Source organism: Brevibacillus sp., from assembly GCF_003521185.1.
GTDB classification, from domain to species: Bacteria; Bacillota; Bacilli; order Brevibacillales; family Brevibacillaceae; genus Brevibacillus; species Brevibacillus parabrevis.
On sequence record NZ_DOTK01000030.1, the window covers coordinates 1 to 17497 of the forward strand.

18 protein-coding genes and 1 other annotated feature are annotated in these 17497 nt (G+C 52.9%); of the genes, 16 read left to right on the forward strand and 2 right to left on the reverse strand.

The features are described 5' to 3' along the window. Positions 1–256: 256 nt before the first annotated feature. The 14 genes from spoIIGA to DEP07_RS07265 all read left to right on the forward strand — a co-directional run bounded on the left by spoIIGA (position 257) and on the right by DEP07_RS07265 (position 13660). Positions 257–1219, forward strand: coding sequence for a sigma-E processing peptidase SpoIIGA (gene spoIIGA / locus DEP07_RS07200; protein WP_122965014.1), 963 nt, complete (start codon positions 257–259; stop codon positions 1217–1219). A gap of 2 nt (positions 1220–1221) precedes the next feature. Further along, a complete protein-coding gene (gene sigE, locus DEP07_RS07205) occupies positions 1222–1944 on the forward strand; it encodes an RNA polymerase sporulation sigma factor SigE (protein WP_063230402.1) in 723 nt (240 codons plus the stop codon). Positions 1945–2091: 147 nt separating this feature from the next. Beyond that, on the forward strand, positions 2092–2871 hold the full coding sequence (sigG, locus tag DEP07_RS07210; RefSeq protein WP_005832957.1) for an RNA polymerase sporulation sigma factor SigG: 780 nt from the start codon (positions 2092–2094) through the stop codon (positions 2869–2871). A 152-nt stretch (positions 2872–3023) separates the two neighbouring features. Beyond that, positions 3024–3308, forward strand: a complete 285-nt coding sequence (locus tag DEP07_RS07215) for a YlmC/YmxH family sporulation protein (protein WP_063230403.1) — start codon at positions 3024–3026, stop codon at positions 3306–3308. Positions 3309–3383: 75 nt separating this feature from the next. After that, positions 3384–4223 carry a peptidoglycan editing factor PgeF gene (gene pgeF / locus DEP07_RS07220; RefSeq protein WP_173599287.1) on the forward strand — a complete coding sequence of 280 codons (840 nt, stop codon included), beginning with the start codon at positions 3384–3386 and terminating at the stop codon, positions 4221–4223. 42 nt (positions 4224–4265) lie between these two features. Further along, entirely contained in the window at positions 4266–4931 is a 666-nt protein-coding gene (locus DEP07_RS07225; protein WP_173597069.1) for a YggS family pyridoxal phosphate-dependent enzyme, read from the forward strand. 47 nt (positions 4932–4978) lie between these two features. Then, positions 4979–5404: a cell division protein SepF gene (locus DEP07_RS07230; protein WP_063230405.1), complete on the forward strand. Its 426-nt coding sequence runs from the start codon at positions 4979–4981 to the stop codon at positions 5402–5404. A gap of 29 nt (positions 5405–5433) precedes the next feature. Continuing rightward, entirely contained in the window at positions 5434–5697 is a 264-nt protein-coding gene (locus DEP07_RS07235; protein ID WP_122965017.1) for a YggT family protein, read from the forward strand. Between the two features lie 16 nt (positions 5698–5713). Next, a complete protein-coding gene (locus DEP07_RS07240; protein ID WP_173599286.1) occupies positions 5714–6487 on the forward strand; it encodes a YlmH family RNA-binding protein in 774 nt (257 codons plus the stop codon). A gap of 99 nt (positions 6488–6586) precedes the next feature. Then, positions 6587–7072, forward strand: a complete 486-nt coding sequence (locus DEP07_RS07245) for a DivIVA domain-containing protein (RefSeq protein WP_122965019.1) — start codon at positions 6587–6589, stop codon at positions 7070–7072. A 71-nt stretch (positions 7073–7143) separates the two neighbouring features. Next, positions 7144–7412: a binding site (T-box leader), on the forward strand. A gap of 48 nt (positions 7413–7460) precedes the next feature. After that, the gene (gene ileS, locus DEP07_RS07250) at positions 7461–10247 is read left to right on the forward strand and encodes an isoleucine--tRNA ligase (RefSeq protein WP_217021543.1); all 2787 of its coding nucleotides are present in this window, start codon (positions 7461–7463) and stop codon (positions 10245–10247) included. A 121-nt stretch (positions 10248–10368) separates the two neighbouring features. Next, positions 10369–11130, forward strand: a complete 762-nt coding sequence (locus DEP07_RS07255; protein ID WP_174769208.1) for a TraR/DksA C4-type zinc finger protein — start codon at positions 10369–10371, stop codon at positions 11128–11130. Beyond that, positions 11117–12256, forward strand: a complete 1140-nt coding sequence (locus DEP07_RS07260) for a mandelate racemase/muconate lactonizing enzyme family protein (protein ID WP_287102309.1) — start codon at positions 11117–11119, stop codon at positions 12254–12256. The genes DEP07_RS07255 and DEP07_RS07260 overlap by 14 nt, the downstream gene beginning before the upstream one ends. A gap of 15 nt (positions 12257–12271) precedes the next feature. Then, positions 12272–13660, forward strand: coding sequence for an MFS transporter (locus tag DEP07_RS07265; RefSeq protein ID WP_173599283.1), 1389 nt, complete (start codon positions 12272–12274; stop codon positions 13658–13660). 98 nt (positions 13661–13758) lie between these two features. On the opposite strand, the gene DEP07_RS07270 is transcribed toward DEP07_RS07265, so the two are convergent. Continuing rightward, positions 13759–14241: an NUDIX domain-containing protein gene (locus DEP07_RS07270; RefSeq protein WP_287102310.1), complete on the reverse strand. Its 483-nt coding sequence runs from the start codon at positions 14239–14241 to the stop codon at positions 13759–13761. Positions 14242–14262: 21 nt separating this feature from the next. Continuing rightward, positions 14263–15186 (reverse strand): NAD(P)/FAD-dependent oxidoreductase, encoded by a 924-nt coding sequence (locus DEP07_RS07275; RefSeq protein WP_173597045.1) that lies wholly within the window; start codon positions 15184–15186, stop codon positions 14263–14265. A 230-nt stretch (positions 15187–15416) separates the two neighbouring features. On the opposite strand from DEP07_RS07275, the gene DEP07_RS07280 reads away from it, so the two are divergent. Beyond that, entirely contained in the window at positions 15417–16760 is a 1344-nt protein-coding gene (locus DEP07_RS07280; RefSeq protein ID WP_122965026.1) for an LCP family protein, read from the forward strand. A gap of 85 nt (positions 16761–16845) precedes the next feature. After that, complete coding sequence (locus DEP07_RS07285) at positions 16846–17451, forward strand: Hsp20/alpha crystallin family protein (protein ID WP_122965027.1); 606 nt, start codon at positions 16846–16848, stop codon at positions 17449–17451. Positions 17452–17497: the final 46 nt, after the last annotated feature.

Genomic DNA, 17497 nt, shown 5'->3' on the forward strand with positions numbered 1-17497 from the left:
CACTTGGCTTGACAATCCGTCTTGTTAAAAAACGTCTCAACGCTTTGCATTGACCTGAAATAGAACCAAAAACGTTAGACAAAAAATCCAAAAAAACACCGTCAAGAATTGACAGACTTTACATACACATTGATATATACTGCTTTTACTGATAGAGCCAGCGCTATAAAAGCGGCGTCCTGGCGCTACGACATACGGCAACTCTTGCAGCTCTCGGATTTTCGCCCAGGCGAAAACAGATCGGAGGTGAGGGCAAGTGGTTGTGTATCTTGATATCATTCTACTCCTCAACCTGGCTATTGATACCTTGTTGCTCTGGTTTACCGCGTATTTTCGCAAAGAGCGCGTGGTGTGGTGGAGAATGATCGCGGCCTCATTGTTCGGTTGTTCGTATTTGGTCTTTTTCTTTTTCCCTGCGTTTTCGCCTATGTATCAATGGTCAGTCAAGCTGTTGTTTTCCATTCTCATGCTGTGGATCGCATTCGGGAACAGGAGGTTGTTGTCCTTTGCGCAAAACTTGATCATTTTTTATTTTGTCGCTTTTGTTTTTGGCGGAGGAGTATTCGGGCTTCAATACTTTTTGGCGCCGCGAAACGAAATTGTCAACGGATTGATTGTGACGCACAACGACGGTTTTGGAGTGGGCTTCAAGCCTACCCTAGCGATTGTGGTCATCGGGTTTCTGCTCGTCTTTTTCCTCGGGAAAAAGAGCTACAAAGCGATTCAGGAGCCGCGAAGAATGGAGACGTTCCTCGTCGATGTCGTGGTGACTGTCGCAAAAGAAAAAGTCATTTGCCGCGGTCTCGTGGATACAGGCAATCAGCTGCACGAGCCGATCACGCGTCTGCCGGTGATGATTATCGAAAGCCGCATGCTGGCTCATCTGCTTCCGCCGTCGCTTCTCCGACAAACCGATGAAAACGGTGGAGTGTGGGAGAAGCTGGACGGATCCTGGGATGACCTGCCGCTGGAATGGCAAGCTCGGGTACGGCTCATCCCGTACCGGAGCGTGTCGCGGGGAATGGATTTTTTGCTTGCGATCAAGCCGGATCATGTGATGGTTGTACAGGAAGGACTTCGCTATGAAACGGAAAAAGTGCTGATCGGGCTTAACCCGATTCCGCTTTCGGCAGACGGCAAGTACCAGGCGATCGTACATCCTGCCATGATGGAAGCATATACGCAAGAACCTACCTTTATTCTCAAACAGGAGGGCTAATCATGTATGTAAAACTTCGCCTACAACTCCAGTTGACCTGGTACCGTTTCCTGCTGTGGATTGGTGCACGCGCTGAAGAAGTCTATTACATTGGCGGGAGTGAAGCATTGCCTCCACCGTTGACGAGAGAAGAAGAGGAACTGCTTCTGGGCCGCCTGCCTTCGGGCGATCCCGCCGTGCGCGGCATGCTGATCGAGCGCAACTTGCGGCTGGTCGTCTACATCGCCCGCAAATTCGAAAATACCGGGATCAACATCGAGGATTTGGTCAGCATCGGGACGATCGGTTTGATTAAAGCGGTCAACACGTTTGACCCGGAGAAAAACATCAAGCTGGCGACATACGCCTCCCGCTGTATCGAAAACGAGATTTTGATGTATTTGCGCCGCAACAACAAGATTCGCTCCGAGGTGTCTTTTGACGAACCGCTCAATATCGACTGGGATGGCAACGAACTGCTTTTGTCCGATGTGCTCGGTACAGAAAATGACACGATCTATAAAAATATCGAAGACCAGGTAGACCGCAAGCTGCTGAAAAAAGCGCTGGATAAGCTGTCCGAGCGGGAGCGAATCATCATGGAGCTGCGCTTCGGCCTCGCTGGGGAAGAGGAGAAGACGCAAAAAGACGTCGCGGACTTGCTCGGGATCTCCCAGTCGTATATTTCCCGTTTGGAAAAGCGAATTATAAAACGGTTGCGAAAAGAGTTCAACAAAATGGTCTAACGCATATTTTCCCAGCCTCAGGGGATACTGTTCCTAAACCGTAACAGATGGTGGTTTTTGCCACCTTCTTGGCGGCTACGCGTCAGTACGCGGCCTTTCAAGACAACCGGGTTAGGGACTTTTTTCTTGCTTCGAGGAGGGAAAGACGTGACGCGCAATAAGGTAGAGATATGCGGGGTAGATACCTCCAAACTGCCGGTGCTGACAAACAAGGAAATGCGGGATTTGTTTGAGCGCCTGCAAAGCGGAGAGCTGGCTGCCCGCGAGAAACTGGTCAACGGCAACCTGCGTCTGGTGCTGAGTGTCATCCAAAGATTCAACAACCGCGGAGAGTTCGTCGACGACCTGTTTCAGGTAGGCTGCATCGGATTGATGAAAGCGATCGACAACTTTGATCTCGGGCAAAACGTTAAATTTTCCACGTACGCGGTACCGATGATCATCGGGGAGATCAGGCGCTATTTGCGCGACAACAACCCGATTCGCGTTTCCCGTTCGTTGCGGGACATCGCCTACAAAGCCCTTCAGGTGCGAGACAATCTGACCAACAAGCATTCGCGAGAGCCCACCATTACCGAGATTTCTCAAGAATTGAACGTTGCCAAGGAAGACGTCGTGTTCGCGCTGGATGCCATTCAGGACCCGGTATCGCTTTTCGAGCCGATCTATCAGGATGGCGGAGATCCGATCTACGTCATGGATCAAATCAGCGACGAGAAGAACAAGGATGTCACATGGGTAGAAGAAATCGCGCTCCGCGAAGGAATGCAACGTCTGGGTGATCGGGAAAAAATGATTTTATCCATGCGCTTTTACGAGGGAAAAACCCAGATGGAAGTAGCAGAAGAAATCGGAATTTCGCAGGCACAGGTCTCCCGGTTGGAAAAAGCGGCGATCGCTCATATGCAAAAGCACGTGCAATCGTAATGAGAAGCTACATAGGTCCCGACGGTCTTCGTGCCGTTGGGTTTTTTTATGGCTGGCGATTCGTGGCTGCCTTTTGTTTTTTCCGGCGAAGAAGGACATATTCTCCGGCGGGTTCATATACTGAGAGTAACGGAGAAAAGTGGGTGAGGAGAATGGTGAAAATCTCTGACTTCCAGACAAAAGAAGTGGTCAATATCCTGGATGGGAAGCGGCTGGGAACGATATCCGATTTGGAGATCGATCTGCGTCACGGACGTGTGGAAGCCATTGTCGTGCCGGGGCCGGGCAAATTCCTCGGATTTTTTTCCTCCGGGAATGATTATGTTATCCCGTGGCGCAATATTGTGAAGATCGGAAAAGATGTGGTGCTGGTCCGGATGGAGGAAGCACTGAAGGTAGAAGCCAGAACTTCTGGCGCAGATGAATACAGGGAGTAGAGGGGGAAAGGCGTCAGTTAGCCTTTCTTTTCTTTTCGGCTATGGTATGATAAGCCATATGAGGAAGGTGACAGGATGAGAGAACCGTTTGGCTTGGAAGAGGATAAATCTGTGTTGACGCTGACGGATTGGGAAAAGCATTTTCCGGGCCTGGTGGCGGGGTTTACCGTTCGCCTTGGCGGGGAAAGTGAACAACCGTACGGCTCGTTTAATATGGGCTTGCATGTGGGAGACGAGGCAAGCCGCGTTGTCGCAAATCGGAAAAAGCTGGCCGAGCAGGTCGGGATGCCTTTTGAAGCATGGACGTGCGCGGATCAGGTTCACGGCAACCGCGTTTGCCAGGTGAGTGCTGGCGGAGCGGGCAAGGAGAGTCTGGACGATGTCATTGCCGCCACAGACGGCTTGTTTACCCGGGAAAAGGGCGTTTTGCTCACCTCGTTTTACGCTGATTGCGTACCGCTCTTTTTTCTGGACCCGGCAACAGGGGCGATTGGTCTGGCTCACGCAGGCTGGAAGGGCACAGTGGGACGTATTGCCGAGGAAATGGTCAAGTCGCTGCAAACGCATTGCGGGGCGCAGCCAGCGGACATTCGCGTAGCCATCGGGCCGTCCATCGGGGGCTGCTGCTACGAAGTGGATGAACGGATCATGACGCAAGTGCGGACGAGCGCGCAAAACTGGGAGACCGCGGTAACGGCTTCTGCCGCAGCAGAGAAGTACATGCTGGATCTTCGCCAGCTGAACACGGAGATTTTGCTGGAAGCGGGGATTGCCAAGCAGCATTTGCTCGTAACAGACTGGTGTACAAGCTGCCGTACAGACTTGTTCTTCTCGCATCGAAAAGAAGCCGGAACGGCCGGGACGACAGGGCGAATGGCTTCTTACATCGGATGGAAAGAGACAGAAGGGAGATAAAAAGTCGTGGGAATCAAGGAACAGGAATTGTTGAAAGCAAGAATGGAAGCGATCGAAGCGCGGATTCAGGCGGCGTGCGACAGAGCAAACCGCAAGCGCGAGGACGTCAAAATCATTGCCGTAACGAAATACGTCGATGAGCAGGCAATCGGTGATTTGCTGGATGTCGGAATCGAGCATATCGGGGAAAATCGCGTGCAGGACGCCCTGCCCAAATACGAGTTGCATAAGGAGCGCGGCACGTGGCATTTTATCGGACATTTGCAAACGAATAAGGCCAAAGAGGTCGTCGGGCGTTTCCCGTACATCCACTCGCTGGATCGCCTTTCGCTCGCACAAGAGCTGAATCGACGCGCCGAGGCGATTGATCAGGTCGTAAATTGCTTTTTGCAAGTCAATATATCCGGTGAAGAGACAAAATTTGGGCTTAGTCCCAACGATGTATTGGCTTTTTTGCGTGAAACCAGTAATATGAAACATATAAAGATCGTCGGATTGATGACGATGGCGCCTGTTGTCGATGACCAGGAGGAAGCGAGACAAGTATTTCGCGGCCTCTACGAGTGGAAGGCACGAATTAATGAGTGCGCATTCCCCCATGCTCATATCGAAGAATTGTCGATGGGCATGTCCAGTGATTTTGAAGTGGCGATTGAAGAGGGAGCTACATATATTCGTCTGGGCTCTGTTTTGGTCAAGCCGGAATAGGGAAAAGAACCGTCAGACACGACAACGAGCAGGAGAGGAGGCAGTATATGGGTGTAATGAACAAGCTGATGGGGTTTCTGGGTTTGGAAAACGAGGAATACATCGAAGAAACCACAGTCGAAGAGGAACGGGATGAATACGATTCCAGCAATAAAAAGCATCAGCCTGTCAGCAGGGCGAATAACGTGGTGCCGTTCCAGGCGCGGGAAAAGGAGGGAATCCGTTTGATTCTCTGCGAACCCCGTCATTATAGCGATGCGCAAGACATTGCCGATAATCTCCGTCATCGCAGACCCGTTGTAGTCAATCTGCATCGTGTGGAAAAAGATCAGGCGAAGCGAATTATCGACTTTTTGAGCGGAACCGTCTACGCGCTGAATGGCGACATTCAAAAGGTTGGCGATACGATTTTTGTATGCACGCCTGACCATGTAGACATTCAAGGGACGATCTCCAGCGTACTGGAAGAGTAACGGACTAACACGATAAAAAGGGTGAGCGAATGGACTACGTATTTACCATTTTAGATTATGCTTTCGGTGTGTATCAATTTATGATTATCGCCTACATCTTGATGTCGTGGGTTCCACAAATGAGAGAGACAGGTATCGGGCAATTACTGGAAAGGCTTGTAGAGCCTTATTTGGCTCCGTTTCGCCGGTTTATCCCGACACTTGGTTTTATTGATATTTCTCCGATCGTCGCTTTGCTCGCCTTGCGTTTTGCTTATTTCGGTTTGATCAGCATTTTGGATAAGCTGGCGTAAGGTGTGTGGATAACGGATGAGCGTATTTGATCATTTTGCAAAAGAAGAACGTCCCTTTGCGGAACGGGCGCTGGAAATGCTGACGCTGGTAGAGCGGAAGCAGGCCATGCGCCTTACTGATTTTGTGGACCCCAGACAATTGCTGATTTTAAAAAGCTTGTGCTCGCAAGTTCGCGATGTGAAAATATCCGCCAGCGGAGGCTATGAAGGCGCGGAACGCGTGCGTGTGATCATCCACCCGGAGTACATGGAGGTCGAGCAGGACGACTACCGCCTCGCCCTTTTGGCGATTCAGGCAGATCAACGCTTTCATACGCTGGAGCATCGCGATGTGATGGGAGCTGTCCTGAGTGCCGGGATGAAGCGGGAAAAATTCGGCGACATGCTGACGGACGCCGGGACTTGCTATGTCATTGCGGCGGAGGAAGTGGTTGACTTCGTTTGCCTGCAAGTCACGCAGATTCACCGTACTTCCGTGCAGGTTGAACGCGTGGCGTGGGAGTCGTTCACGCCGCCTGCTGCCCGCCTGGTCGAAAAGACAATTACCGTTCCTTCGCCGCGAATGGATGCGGTGATCGGAGAAGTGCACAACATGTCCCGGGCAAAAGCACTGGTCCCGATTCGCGCAGGCAAAGTCAAGGTCAACTGGAAAGTGACCGAAGATCCGTCGACTCAGCTTGCAGAAGGCGACATGGTGTCACTTGCCGGCTTCGGACGGTTCAAAATCATCGAGGTAACAGGAACAACCCGCAGTGGAAGACTTCGCATGATTGTCGGACTGGTTACATAAAATGAAGCAGGCCGCAAAAAAATGTAAAATAAGGCAGGAAACAAAGCCGATTCTGTCGAAACCATAAGTACGAATTATCGGGAAAAGTGGGGGGTTCATGTGCCATTAACGCCATTGGATATACACAATAAAGAATTTAGCACAGGCTTTCGCGGGTACAACGTCGACGAAGTAAACGAATTTCTCGATCAGGTGATCAAGGACTTCGAACTTCTCATTAAAGAGAAAAAGGAACTGGAAGAACGAATCGCTATTCTCAATGAGCGTGTGGACCATTATAAGAGCTTGGAAGAAAACTTGAGCAAATCGATTCTGGTCGCCCAGGAGACAGCGGAGGACGTCAAGTCCAATGCCCGCAAGGAAGCACAGCTGATTTTGAAGGAAGCAGAGAAAAACGCGGATCGGATTGTCAACGAAGCGTTGGCCAAATCCCGGAAGATTGCCATCGAAATCGAAGAATTGAAAAAACGCGCGTCCGTGTACCGCATGCGCTTCCGCACTCTTTTGGAAGCACAGTTGGAAATGCTGGAGCAGGGCGCCTGGGATGATATCGAGCAGGCTGATTCTGCGGTCGCTGTTGAATAAAACATTGACGATGTGCCGATATTGGTACTATAATGTAAAACAACTTTGTCAAAAAAATCAGCCCATATAAACATGAGACGATGAACGGGAAGAGTACGCGGAACAGCACTGCCAAAGAGAGTCGGGACCAGGTGAAAACCCGACCAGTTGCCCCGCCGAAAATCACCCGGGAGTTCAATATCCGAAAGCTTATGCCGCGTGTTTGCGACGGCATCGGCGAGTAAGTGAGCGAGTCATTCCCGTTACGAATGAACGAGTGGAATCAATCACGCCTGCTTTGTATGAGCAGCGGTTTGGTTCAATCAGGGTGGTAACACGGGAGCTTTCTCTCGTCCCTTTTTGGGGATGGGAGAAGGCTTTTATTTATTTTCTAGGAGTGAATCAGGCTATGGACTACAGCAAAACCTTATCGCTACCAAAAACCGATTTCCCGATGCGCGGAAACTTGCCAAGCCGCGAGCCGCAAATGCAGGAGAAATGGGAAGAGCAAAACATTTACCAACAAGTGCTTGCGCGTACCGAAGGCCGTCCTTCGTTCGTTCTGCATGACGGACCTCCGTATGCCAACGGAGATATTCATATCGGGCACGCACTGAACAAAATTCTCAAAGACTTCATCGTTCGCTACAAGTCCATGGCCGGCTTCTACGCGCCGTATATTCCGGGCTGGGATACGCATGGATTGCCGATCGAGCAGGCGATTGTCAACGCACAAGGTCTGGATCGCCGCAGCATCGAGGTAAACGACTTCCGCAAGCGTTGCGAAGAGTATGCCTGGTCTTACATTGACAAGCAGCGCGACCAGTTCAAGCGTCTGGGTGTTCGCGGCGATTGGGAAAATCCGTATGTGACGCTTCTCCCTGAGTATGAAGCCAACCAAATTCGCGTTTTTGGCGAGATGGCGAAAAAAGGCTACATCTACAAAGGGCTGCGTTGTGTATACTGGTCCCCGTCTTCTGAGACCGCACTGGCTGATGCTGAAATCGAGTACAAGGACAAGCGTTCTCCGTCCATTTACGTCAGCTTCCAGGTAGCAGATGGCAAAGGCAAGCTGGATACAGAGACAGGCGTTGTCATCTGGACGACGACACCTTGGACGATCCCGGCCAACCTGGCGATCTCGCTCCATCCTGAGCTGGAGTACAACGTCGTAAAAGCAGACGGCCGCAAATTCCTCGTTGCCAACGGACTGATCGAGGCGGCAAGCAAGGAAATCGGCTGGGAAGGCGTGGAAATTGTCGCCAGCTTCAAAGGTCAGGAGCTGGAAGGCGTATTGACCAAGCACCCGATCTACGACCGCACATCCCCATTGATCCTCGGAGAACACGTGACGCTCGATGCAGGTACGGGTTGCGTGCATACCGCTCCTGGACACGGGGAAGACGACTTTGCCGTCGGACAAAAATATAATCTGGGTGTACTTTGCCCTGTCGACCACGAAGGAAAAATGACCAGTGAAGCACCGGGTTTCGAAGGTCTTTTCTACGAGGATGCGAACAAGGTCATCACCGAAAAGCTGAAAGAAAATGGAGCGCTCTTGAAGCTGAGCTTCTTCACGCACTCCTACCCGCATGACTGGCGCACGAAAAAGCCGGTTATCTACCGTGCGACAGAACAGTGGTTTGCTTCCATCGACGGCTTCCGCGCACAAATGCTGGAAGCGATCAAAAACGTGAAGTGGATTCCGCATTGGGGAGAAACCCGCCTGGCGAACATGATTGCAGATCGTGGCGACTGGTGCATTTCCCGTCAACGCGTATGGGGTGTTCCGATCCCGATTTTCTACTGCAAATCTTGCAATGAGCCAATCATCAACGACGCGACGATCAACCATATCGCCGAGTTGTTCCGCAAAGAAGGTTCTTCTGCCTGGTTTGCCCGCGAAGCAAACGAGCTGGTTCCGGAAGGTCTTGCTTGCAGCAAATGCGACTGCAAAGATTTCCGCAAAGAGACAGACATCATGGACGTATGGTTCGACTCCGGCTCTTCCCACCAGGCTGTTCTGCGCGAGCGCGGCATCGCTTGGCCGGCTGACATGTACCTGGAAGGTTCCGACCAGTACCGCGGCTGGTTCAACTCCTCTCTGTCTACGGGAGTTGCGGTTTATGGCACGGCTCCGTACAAGGCTGTCCTGAGCCACGGTTTTGCTCTCGACGGGGAAGGCCGCAAAATGTCCAAGTCGCTTGGCAACACAGTAGTGCCGCAACAAGTAATCGACAAGCTGGGCGCCGATATTTTGCGCCTGTGGGTAGCCTCTGTTGATTATCAGGCAGACGTGCGCATTTCTGACGCGATCCTGAATCAGATTGCCGAAGTGTACCGCAAAATCCGCAACACGTTCCGCTTCCTGCTCGGCAACCTGGACGGATTCGACCCGGCAAAAGACCGCGTAGCTTATGAGCAGCTAGGCGAGCTGGACCGTTATGTGCTGGCAAAAGCGGCGAAAGTCGTGAAGCGTTCCCGCAAGGCATACGACGAATACCAGTTCCACACCGTTTTCCATGCGGTGCACAACTTCTGCGTCATCGACTTGTCTGCTTTCTACCTGGACATCTGCAAAGACCGTCTGTATGTAGAAGCACCTGACAGTGTAAAACGCCGCGCAGCACAAACCGTCATGTACGATTGCCTGCTCAGCCTGGTGAAGCTGGTAGCGCCGCTCTTGCCGCATACCGCTGACGAAGTGTGGGCGTTCATTCCGGGAGTGTCCGAACAAAGCGTGCAGCTGACAGACATGCCGGAAGGCGACGAGCAGCACCTGAGCTTCTCCGCAGAGGCAGAAAGCAAGTGGGACGCTTTCCTCGCTGTACGCGATGAAGTGCTCAAAGCCATGGAAGAAGCGCGCCGCAACAAAGTATTCGGAAATTCCGTGGATGCCAAGCTGGCGCTGTATCCGCAAACGGAAGAAGCAGCGAAAGCATTGGCTGCCATGGACGATCTGGCTGACCTGTTCATCGTCGCTCACGTCGATCTGCACGCCCAGGGCGAAGCAGTTCCGGCAGAGGCAGCACAACTCGAAGGCATCGCAGTTGTCGTCTCGGCGGCTGACGGTGAAAAATGCGAGCGTTGCCGCGTCGTGAAGCAAGACGTGGGTACACGCGAAGCGCATCCATCGCTCTGCGTGCGCTGCGCAGACATCGTGGAACAACACTACGCACATGTAAGCGAATCGTAATGATTTCAAACCTGCCATTCCAATCGGGGTGGCAGGTTTTTTGTGCTTGCATGCGATGGTTATTTCCCAACTGCTGAGCCATACTACCTGTTGAGGAAACCAAACAAAGGTGGTGCCCGATTTGGATCACAGAATGCTGGCCAGCTTCAGGGAAAAACTGCTGGAGCAGAAAAAAGAACTCGAAGATCGCGTGCAAGATCACTACGGCATGCGAGAACCGATGACTACCTCCTTGCAGGAATTTTCCATGTACGATAACCATCCGGCAGATATAGGCAGTGAAATGTTTGAACGCGAAAAAGATTTGGCTCTCGACAGCCTTGACCGGGAGACGCTGAAAGAAATCGACCAGGCGCTGACCCGGATGGAAGAAGGGACATACGGCCTCTGCACGGTCTGTGGCGAGCCCATTCCGCACGAGAGGCTGGAAGCATTGCCCCAGGCGCAAACGTGCAAGGAACACGCTCCTGCCCCGCATGTGAACGAGTCCCGACCGATCGAGGAAGAGTTTTTGCAGCCGCCTTTTGGTCGCACATCGCTCGATGAAAAAGAGGGGCAGAACGGCTTTGATGGAGAAGACGCCTGGCAAATCGTCGAGTCGTGGGGCACGTCCAGCACCCCGTTCTCCTTCCAGGAAGGCGACAAAGCCGATTATGGCGAGATGTACATCGAAAGCGACGAGCCGGACGGGTATGTCGAAGCGGTAGAAGAAATCGGCTACACCGACATGGACGGCTACCACGGGCCGGACAGTGTTCACTTCATGCGCAGCGAAACATACGAGGATTACATGCGAAAAGGCGAAGGAAAAGGGAATTTCCTTTCCTACGACGAGTACGAAGAGCAAATCGAGCAGCGCGAGGGACGCGATGACCTCGTTTGATCGGCGTTTCCTGATCGAGCGCGTCGAAACTTATCCACTCCTGTATCGCTTGCCGCAAGCATACGGTGACGCCAATGGGTACAAGCGCTATCGCAGCACGTTTCTCGTCCGCATCATCACACGAGCTGGCATCGATGGGTGGGGGGAAATCGTCGATTGGTTGCCGACATTGGACAGAGGGTTTCGGGAACGGATCATCCCGTTTTTGCTAGGCAAGGACGCTTCTGGCCGACTGATGATCGCGGATGTGATCAGCAAATGGCATCAGCGATCGGCTTCAGGCGTCAGCATGGCTTTGAGCGAGATTGCCGCCAAAGCGGCGAACATGTCTGTCTGTCAGCTATGGGGCGGGGCGATTCATCGCACCATCCCTGTTTACGCCTCTTTTCAGTCTTACTCCGAGCGTGAAGACTGGATCGAGCATTCGCTCAGCCAAGTGGCAGCGGCGACAGAAGCGGGCTTTTCCAAAGTCAAAGTAAAAATCGGCGGACGCTCGGTTCAGGAAGATCAGCGACACATTGCCCGGATGATGGATATGCTGCCAGAGGAGATTCAGGTAGCGCTTGACGCCAATCAAAGCTACGACTTGGCAACGACGAGACAGTGGACGCGGCTTTTGAATCGCTATGCCAACTGGATGTGGCTGGAAGAGCCGATGCCGATGGAGCATGTCGACGAATACGCCAAGCTGCGGGCCGCTCTGCCGATTCCGCTTGCGGGGGGCGAAAATTTGATTCGCTGCACGCACTATTTGGCTTTGTTCAGGCAGGGAGCGATTGACATCGCGCAGCCGGACGTATTGCATACGGAAGGAATCGAGAGCTACCGGATCATGCTGCAAGCAGCGCGTCAGTTTGGCTACCGGGTATCGCCCCATACTTTTGACGGCGGCTTGGCGCGATTGTATACGCTGTTTGCGCAAGCTTGTCTGCCGGCCTGGAGCAAAATGGACAGCGAGCCGATTGAGCCGATCGAGTGGGATGTGATGGAAAATCCGTTTACAGCTCTCTTTCCCCTTTATCCAGTCAACGGCGAAGTGACCGTCCCTGAAGGACCGGGAATCGGACTTGCGCCGAACTGGGAAATTATCAACGCGATGCGCTGGGATGGCAGCGTCTATGCGTGAGATGAGGAGTTTCGTATGGCACAAAATGCGAAAAACCTGATAGGGCTGACGGGAATCCCGCTGGTGATGGTGTTGGGCAACTCGATGCTCATTCCCGTCTTGCCCACGATGAAAAACAAAATGCACCTGACCTCCCTGCAAACCAGTCTGCTCATTACAGCCTTTTCGATTGCCGCGGGGATTGTGATTCCGCTGGCAGGATACTTGTCTGACCGTTTTGGCCGGAAGATCGTCATTTTGTTTTCGCTGGCTCTGTACGGGGTAGGGGGGCTGTTGGCAGGACTCGCGGCGATGTGGCTGGATCAGCCGTACATGCTGATCATGGGAGGACGGGTTTTGCAGGGGATTGGGGCAGCAGGGACGGCGCCGATTGCCATGGCACTGGTGGGCGATCTGTTTGAAGGAGCTTCGGAGAGCAAAGCGCTCGGCTTGATGGAGACTTCGAACGGACTGGGCAAAGTGTTGAGTCCGATTTTTGGCTCCTTGCTCGCCTTGATTTCCTGGTACATGGTCTTCCTCGCGTTTCCGATTATTTGCGGGGCGGTTCTTGTACTGTTTCTGTTTTTGACAAAAGAAAAGAAGCAAGAACGCAAGCCGCTTGTCATCAAGCAATATTTGCACAGGATCGGAGAAGTGTTCAAGCAGCACGGAAAATGGCTGATCCCCGCGTTTTTTATCGGCAGCATTTGTTTGTTCACGCTGTTCGGCGTGTTGTTCTACCTGTCCGATCTGCTGGAAGAAAAGTACAAGATCGACGGTGTCATCAAAGGCGGATTTTTGGCGATCCCGCTTTTGGTCATGAGTATTGCTGCCTATTTGACGGGAGTCATTATTCGCAAAAAGCTCGGCCTCATGCGCCTGTTTGTGATCATCGGGATGTTTTTGCTGTCGGCATCGTATATACTGGCCAGCTTTGTCAAAGGCGCCTATGTGCTGATCGGGATTCTCATCATTGGGAGCATCGGGACGGGAATGATCTTGCCGTGCCTCAATTCGATGATTGTCGGAGCGGTGCAGAAAGCCGAGCGGGGGATGATTACATCCCTGTACAGCGGCGTGCGTTTTATGGGGGTAGCGGTCGGGCCGCCCGTGTTTACGTGGCTGCTCGGGATTTCGCGAAACGTCATGTTCTTTTCCATCGCCGGTCTGTCGCTCGTGTTCGGGGTAGTGGCGATTTTCCTGTTGAAGCCCAAGCAAGCTGAGCAGACCGGGCAGAGCACGGAGCAGGATGCTGCCAAAGAGCAAGAGACGAAAGCATGGCGGCAAATCTCCGAGGTGCTCGGAATCGAACCGGAGACCGAGCAGGAAAAGCGGCGTGCGAATGCGCTCAAAAAGTACGGCCTTGATGTGAACGATCTGTTTGCACGCCTGTTGTCCGGGAAAAAGGAAAAAGAAAAAAATTAAAAACAGGCAGTCCTGCCGCAGTCTCTCACCAGAAAGGGAGGGCTTGCAGTTCGGACATGCCTGTTTTTGTTCACCTGACGCTTGAAAGAAAAGCTTGCTCACTGGCCGGAGTGGGCCGCAAACGGATGCCGCAGGGCGCGCTCCAATGTCAACGGATACACGTCGTCGCGCAAAATCCGGCTAAACTGCTTGTCGTTCTTGATGTCCCGGGGAATATCCGCGAACATGACCGTCTCCTGGACGTCAGCACCGGGAGGGTTCTTTTCGTATGTAAGCACTTTTGCGATGTAAATATCTTTTCGCTGCCCGCCGCTCAGCGTGTACTGCCCGATACGCTCAATGCCTTCGAGGACAGCACCTGTCTCTTCATACACTTCCCGTACGGCGGCAGCCAGACTGCTTTCGCCAGGCTCGACTTTTCCGCCGGGCAGCTCCACACCGCGGCTGCGATGACGGGTAAACAGCAGCTTGCCTTGATAAAAGGGAACGATGAGCACGTGCCCAGCCGGGTGAGAGCGATACTCGTCCGGATCGAAGGTAAGCTGCACAGGCAAACCGAAATCATCTGAAAAAACGTACAAGAACAGCGCTCCTTTCTAAGCTCAAAACGGAGTAGACGAGCGGCCGTGCATGGAAATATGCTTGACGGCTTTCATAGCCTGCCCGACAGCCAGTGACAGGCTGGCATAGGCAGCGCCGTTGGTGACGTCACCCAAGCCGTATATCCACGCATCGTCGGATCGTTGAAAATCGTCTGTCTTCAAATAGCCGTCTCCAAACATGGTCAATCCATCCAACCCGGCGCAATTGCCATGGACTCCGATGCGCGGCAAAATCAAGTCGACCAGCAATTGTTGCGGATTTTCCGGCCGACGCGAAGCCAATGTCAACCATAGCCGGTCTTCGCGGTGCAAAAAGCCGCTCACTTCCGTCTCCCACAGAACGGTCAAATTGGGGAGCGCGGCCATTTTGCGCAGCCAATCGGGTCGGGCACGCAGATGGTTGCTGCGGATCAGCAAGGTGACGTGGCGAGCATGCTTGGTGAGGTTCACGGCACTCTCGACAGCGCGATCTCCGCCGCCAATCACAGCCAAGTCCAGTCCAGCTACCGACGTAGCCTCCGCCGTCGTGGAGAAGGAGGGTGGCAAGACGCGGGGGCAGCCGTCCAGAGCCGGAATTTGGTTAGGGGCAACACCAGTGGCAACGAGCAAATAGTCTACGCGATAGAGCGCTTTGGAAGTCGTCACGGTTTTGGCGACCCGATCGATGGCTACCAGCTCTTCTTCAAAGCGGACAGCCAGTTTTTGCACGGAAGGATGCCGGGACAAATCTTCCAGCAAAGAAGCCCCTTGCGCATACACACGCGGAGGAAAATCCCAAATTTCATTGTGGATTTGATGCAACTGGCCGCCGAGCCGATCTGTTTTTTCTACCAGCAAACAAGACAACCCCAATCGTTGGCACCAAATAGCGGCAGACAACCCCGCGATGCCGCCGCCTGCGATCAGCACCTGTACGTGTTCCACTCTCCAGTCCCCCGATCTTTTCTTTTTCCGGTTTTCCCAATAGTTTTAGACTACCTGTTTCGTTTAAGGAGTGCAAGGACTCGCCGCTAAAACGACAAAACAGGTGCGATCCCTCGGGCATCAGCTACAATCTGACAGCAGAATGTGGTAAAATAGGACATGCTTTTCCAGAATAATAAAAAAAATGAATAGAATTGTGACACCATGCATGTGAAAAGGAGTGAACCTGCGTGCAGGCCAAGAACGAAAAACAAAGGGCCCCTGTGAAACAGCCGCGTACACGCAAAAAACGCGGACAGCGAAGCAAGCGGATGTATCTGCTCTTGGCTGCGTGCCTGTTTCTCTGCTTGCTGGCGGTCGGGGCGGGATACGCGCTCAACAAGGTCGACCAGACACTGGAAGTCGTGACGGAAGATCCGTACAAGCTTCCCGATCAGCCCGTCGTCGAGCAGCCGTATGAGGATAAGAAATCGATTGCGTTCGTCATTGTCGGGGTGGACACGCGGAAAAACATCGGGATGCTGAACACAGACGTGCTGGTTGTCGCGGTCGCGAATCCTGTGACGAAAAAAGTGACGATGGTATCCTTGCCGCGCGACACGCGGGTCGAGATTCCCGGATACCCAGGTTATCACAAGATCAATGAAGTTTTTGCACTTGGCGAAGGTCAGAAAAAGCTGGCAGAAAGCAAAGGCAAACCTGTGACGGAAAACGGCATGACGATGCTCAAGAAAACGCTGGAGCATATGTTTGGAATCTCTGTCGGCCATTACGTCCAGCTCGACTTCGAGGGCTTTACGGCAGCGGTTGACAAGCTTGGCGGCGTCAAGGTAGATGTGGATCGCGATCTCGTCTATGAGCTTCCCAAGCAAGGCGTCTACCGAAATTTGAAAAAGGGAACCCAGGTGCTGAATGGCGAACAGGCTTTGGGCTTTGTCAGACACCGGATCGACAGGCGCGGCAGTGCTTACAATTCGAGCGACTTTGACCGCAACCGCCGTCAACAGCAAGTGATTCGCGCAGTAGCGGACAAAATGATCTCGATGGACGGAGTTACCCGTCTGACATCGGTGATGGAAACGGTTGGACAGCATATTAAAACAGATTTGTCGAAGGATCAAATCAAAGGCATGGCCATGGATTTCGGCACGATTTCTTCGGATAATATCGTCTCGCTGGAAAACGGGGCGATCTGGAGCTCGCCGTATTCCTTGTGGCCGCGGGAGAACATGCAGGCGGTCCGCAGTACGCTGCAAAAGGAACTGGGTGTAGCCGAATCAACGAACCAACTGAGCAACGCGTCGGTTGCGGAAGTCGCCAAGATCGAGATGAAAACGGAGACGAGGCCGACGACGCCAAAGCCGTCCACTTCATCCCCGACCAAAGAAGCGAAGCCAAAATCGGAGAAACCGACAACCCCGGCAGCTAAACCGGAAACGACGCCAGAGCCAACTCCCGTACCGGATGGAGGAAACGGGCAGTCCGGCGAGACGTACCCGAGCGACATGCCGCCTCCTGACATTATCGCGCCGCCAGCACCCGCGCCAGATGTCAGTGACAATGGGCAGACATAATGATTTTTGTGCACCCTTCCCAAAGCGAGCCACATATACTGCCAAAAACGGGCGTATGTCAGCTTGAGGGAAGGAGGCCACGTCCTTGAAAAATTGGCAAGAGACGTTGAAGCAGTTGCAAAAGGCTTCGCAAAGCCTGGGAAAATTAAATCTGGACAAAGAGCATCCGTGGGGTGCTTTGCGCCAGATGAATCAAATCATGGACGCGAGTTTTTGGGAAAATGTAGCGGCACTCAGCAAACAAACGCCGAATCAGACAACGACCTCTACCACGAAGACGACGAAGGTCGTGCAGACCAGCCAAAAGAGCGCGAAACAGCCCAAAGGCAAGCCAGTGCGGGTCGTGCAGGAGGAAGAAACGACTGATTATCCTGTCACGGATGTGTTCTTGTCGGAGCAAGCGGTAATCGTCTGCTGCGAATTGCCGGGCTTCGCGCGCGACAGCCTGGAGTTGGCACTGGTCGAGCAAAAGCTGCTCGAAATCAAAGGGGAAGTCAAAGAGCCGAATTACAACGGCGCGTGCGTGAAAACAGAGAGGAGCTACGGCTCTTTTCAACGGAATATCGAGCTACCAGCTCCGGTGGTCGCAAAAGGAATGAAAGCACAGTACCAGGATGGCTTGCTGGAAATCATTTTGCACCGTGATGCGGACTATCGGGAGCGAAAAACGACATTCAAGGCGAAGCTGTAGGGGAGGACTTCACGTACCTCCTCTTTTTTGCGGTTTCCCGAGGCGA

Bases quoted from the DNA above. Each gene is read 5' to 3' on its own strand.
- sigE (WP_063230402.1), top strand. From the start codon at position 1,222: ATGTATGTAAAACTTCGCCTACAACTCCAGTTGACCTGGTACCGTTTC.
- DEP07_RS07215 (WP_063230403.1), top strand. From the start codon at position 3,024: ATGGTGAAAATCTCTGACTTCCAGACAAAAGAAGTGGTCAATATCCTG.
- pgeF (WP_173599287.1), top strand. From the start codon at position 3,384: ATGAGAGAACCGTTTGGCTTGGAAGAGGATAAATCTGTGTTGACGCTG.
- DEP07_RS07225 (WP_173597069.1), top strand. From the start codon at position 4,266: ATGGAAGCGATCGAAGCGCGGATTCAGGCGGCGTGCGACAGAGCAAAC.
- DEP07_RS07230 (WP_063230405.1), top strand. From the start codon at position 4,979: ATGGGTGTAATGAACAAGCTGATGGGGTTTCTGGGTTTGGAAAACGAG.
- DEP07_RS07235 (WP_122965017.1), top strand. From the start codon at position 5,434: ATGGACTACGTATTTACCATTTTAGATTATGCTTTCGGTGTGTATCAA.
- DEP07_RS07240 (WP_173599286.1), top strand. From the start codon at position 5,714: ATGAGCGTATTTGATCATTTTGCAAAAGAAGAACGTCCCTTTGCGGAA.
- ileS (WP_217021543.1), top strand. From the start codon at position 7,461: ATGGACTACAGCAAAACCTTATCGCTACCAAAAACCGATTTCCCGATG.
- DEP07_RS07260 (WP_287102309.1), top strand. From the start codon at position 11,117: ATGACCTCGTTTGATCGGCGTTTCCTGATCGAGCGCGTCGAAACTTAT.
- DEP07_RS07265 (WP_173599283.1), top strand. From the start codon at position 12,272: ATGGCACAAAATGCGAAAAACCTGATAGGGCTGACGGGAATCCCGCTG.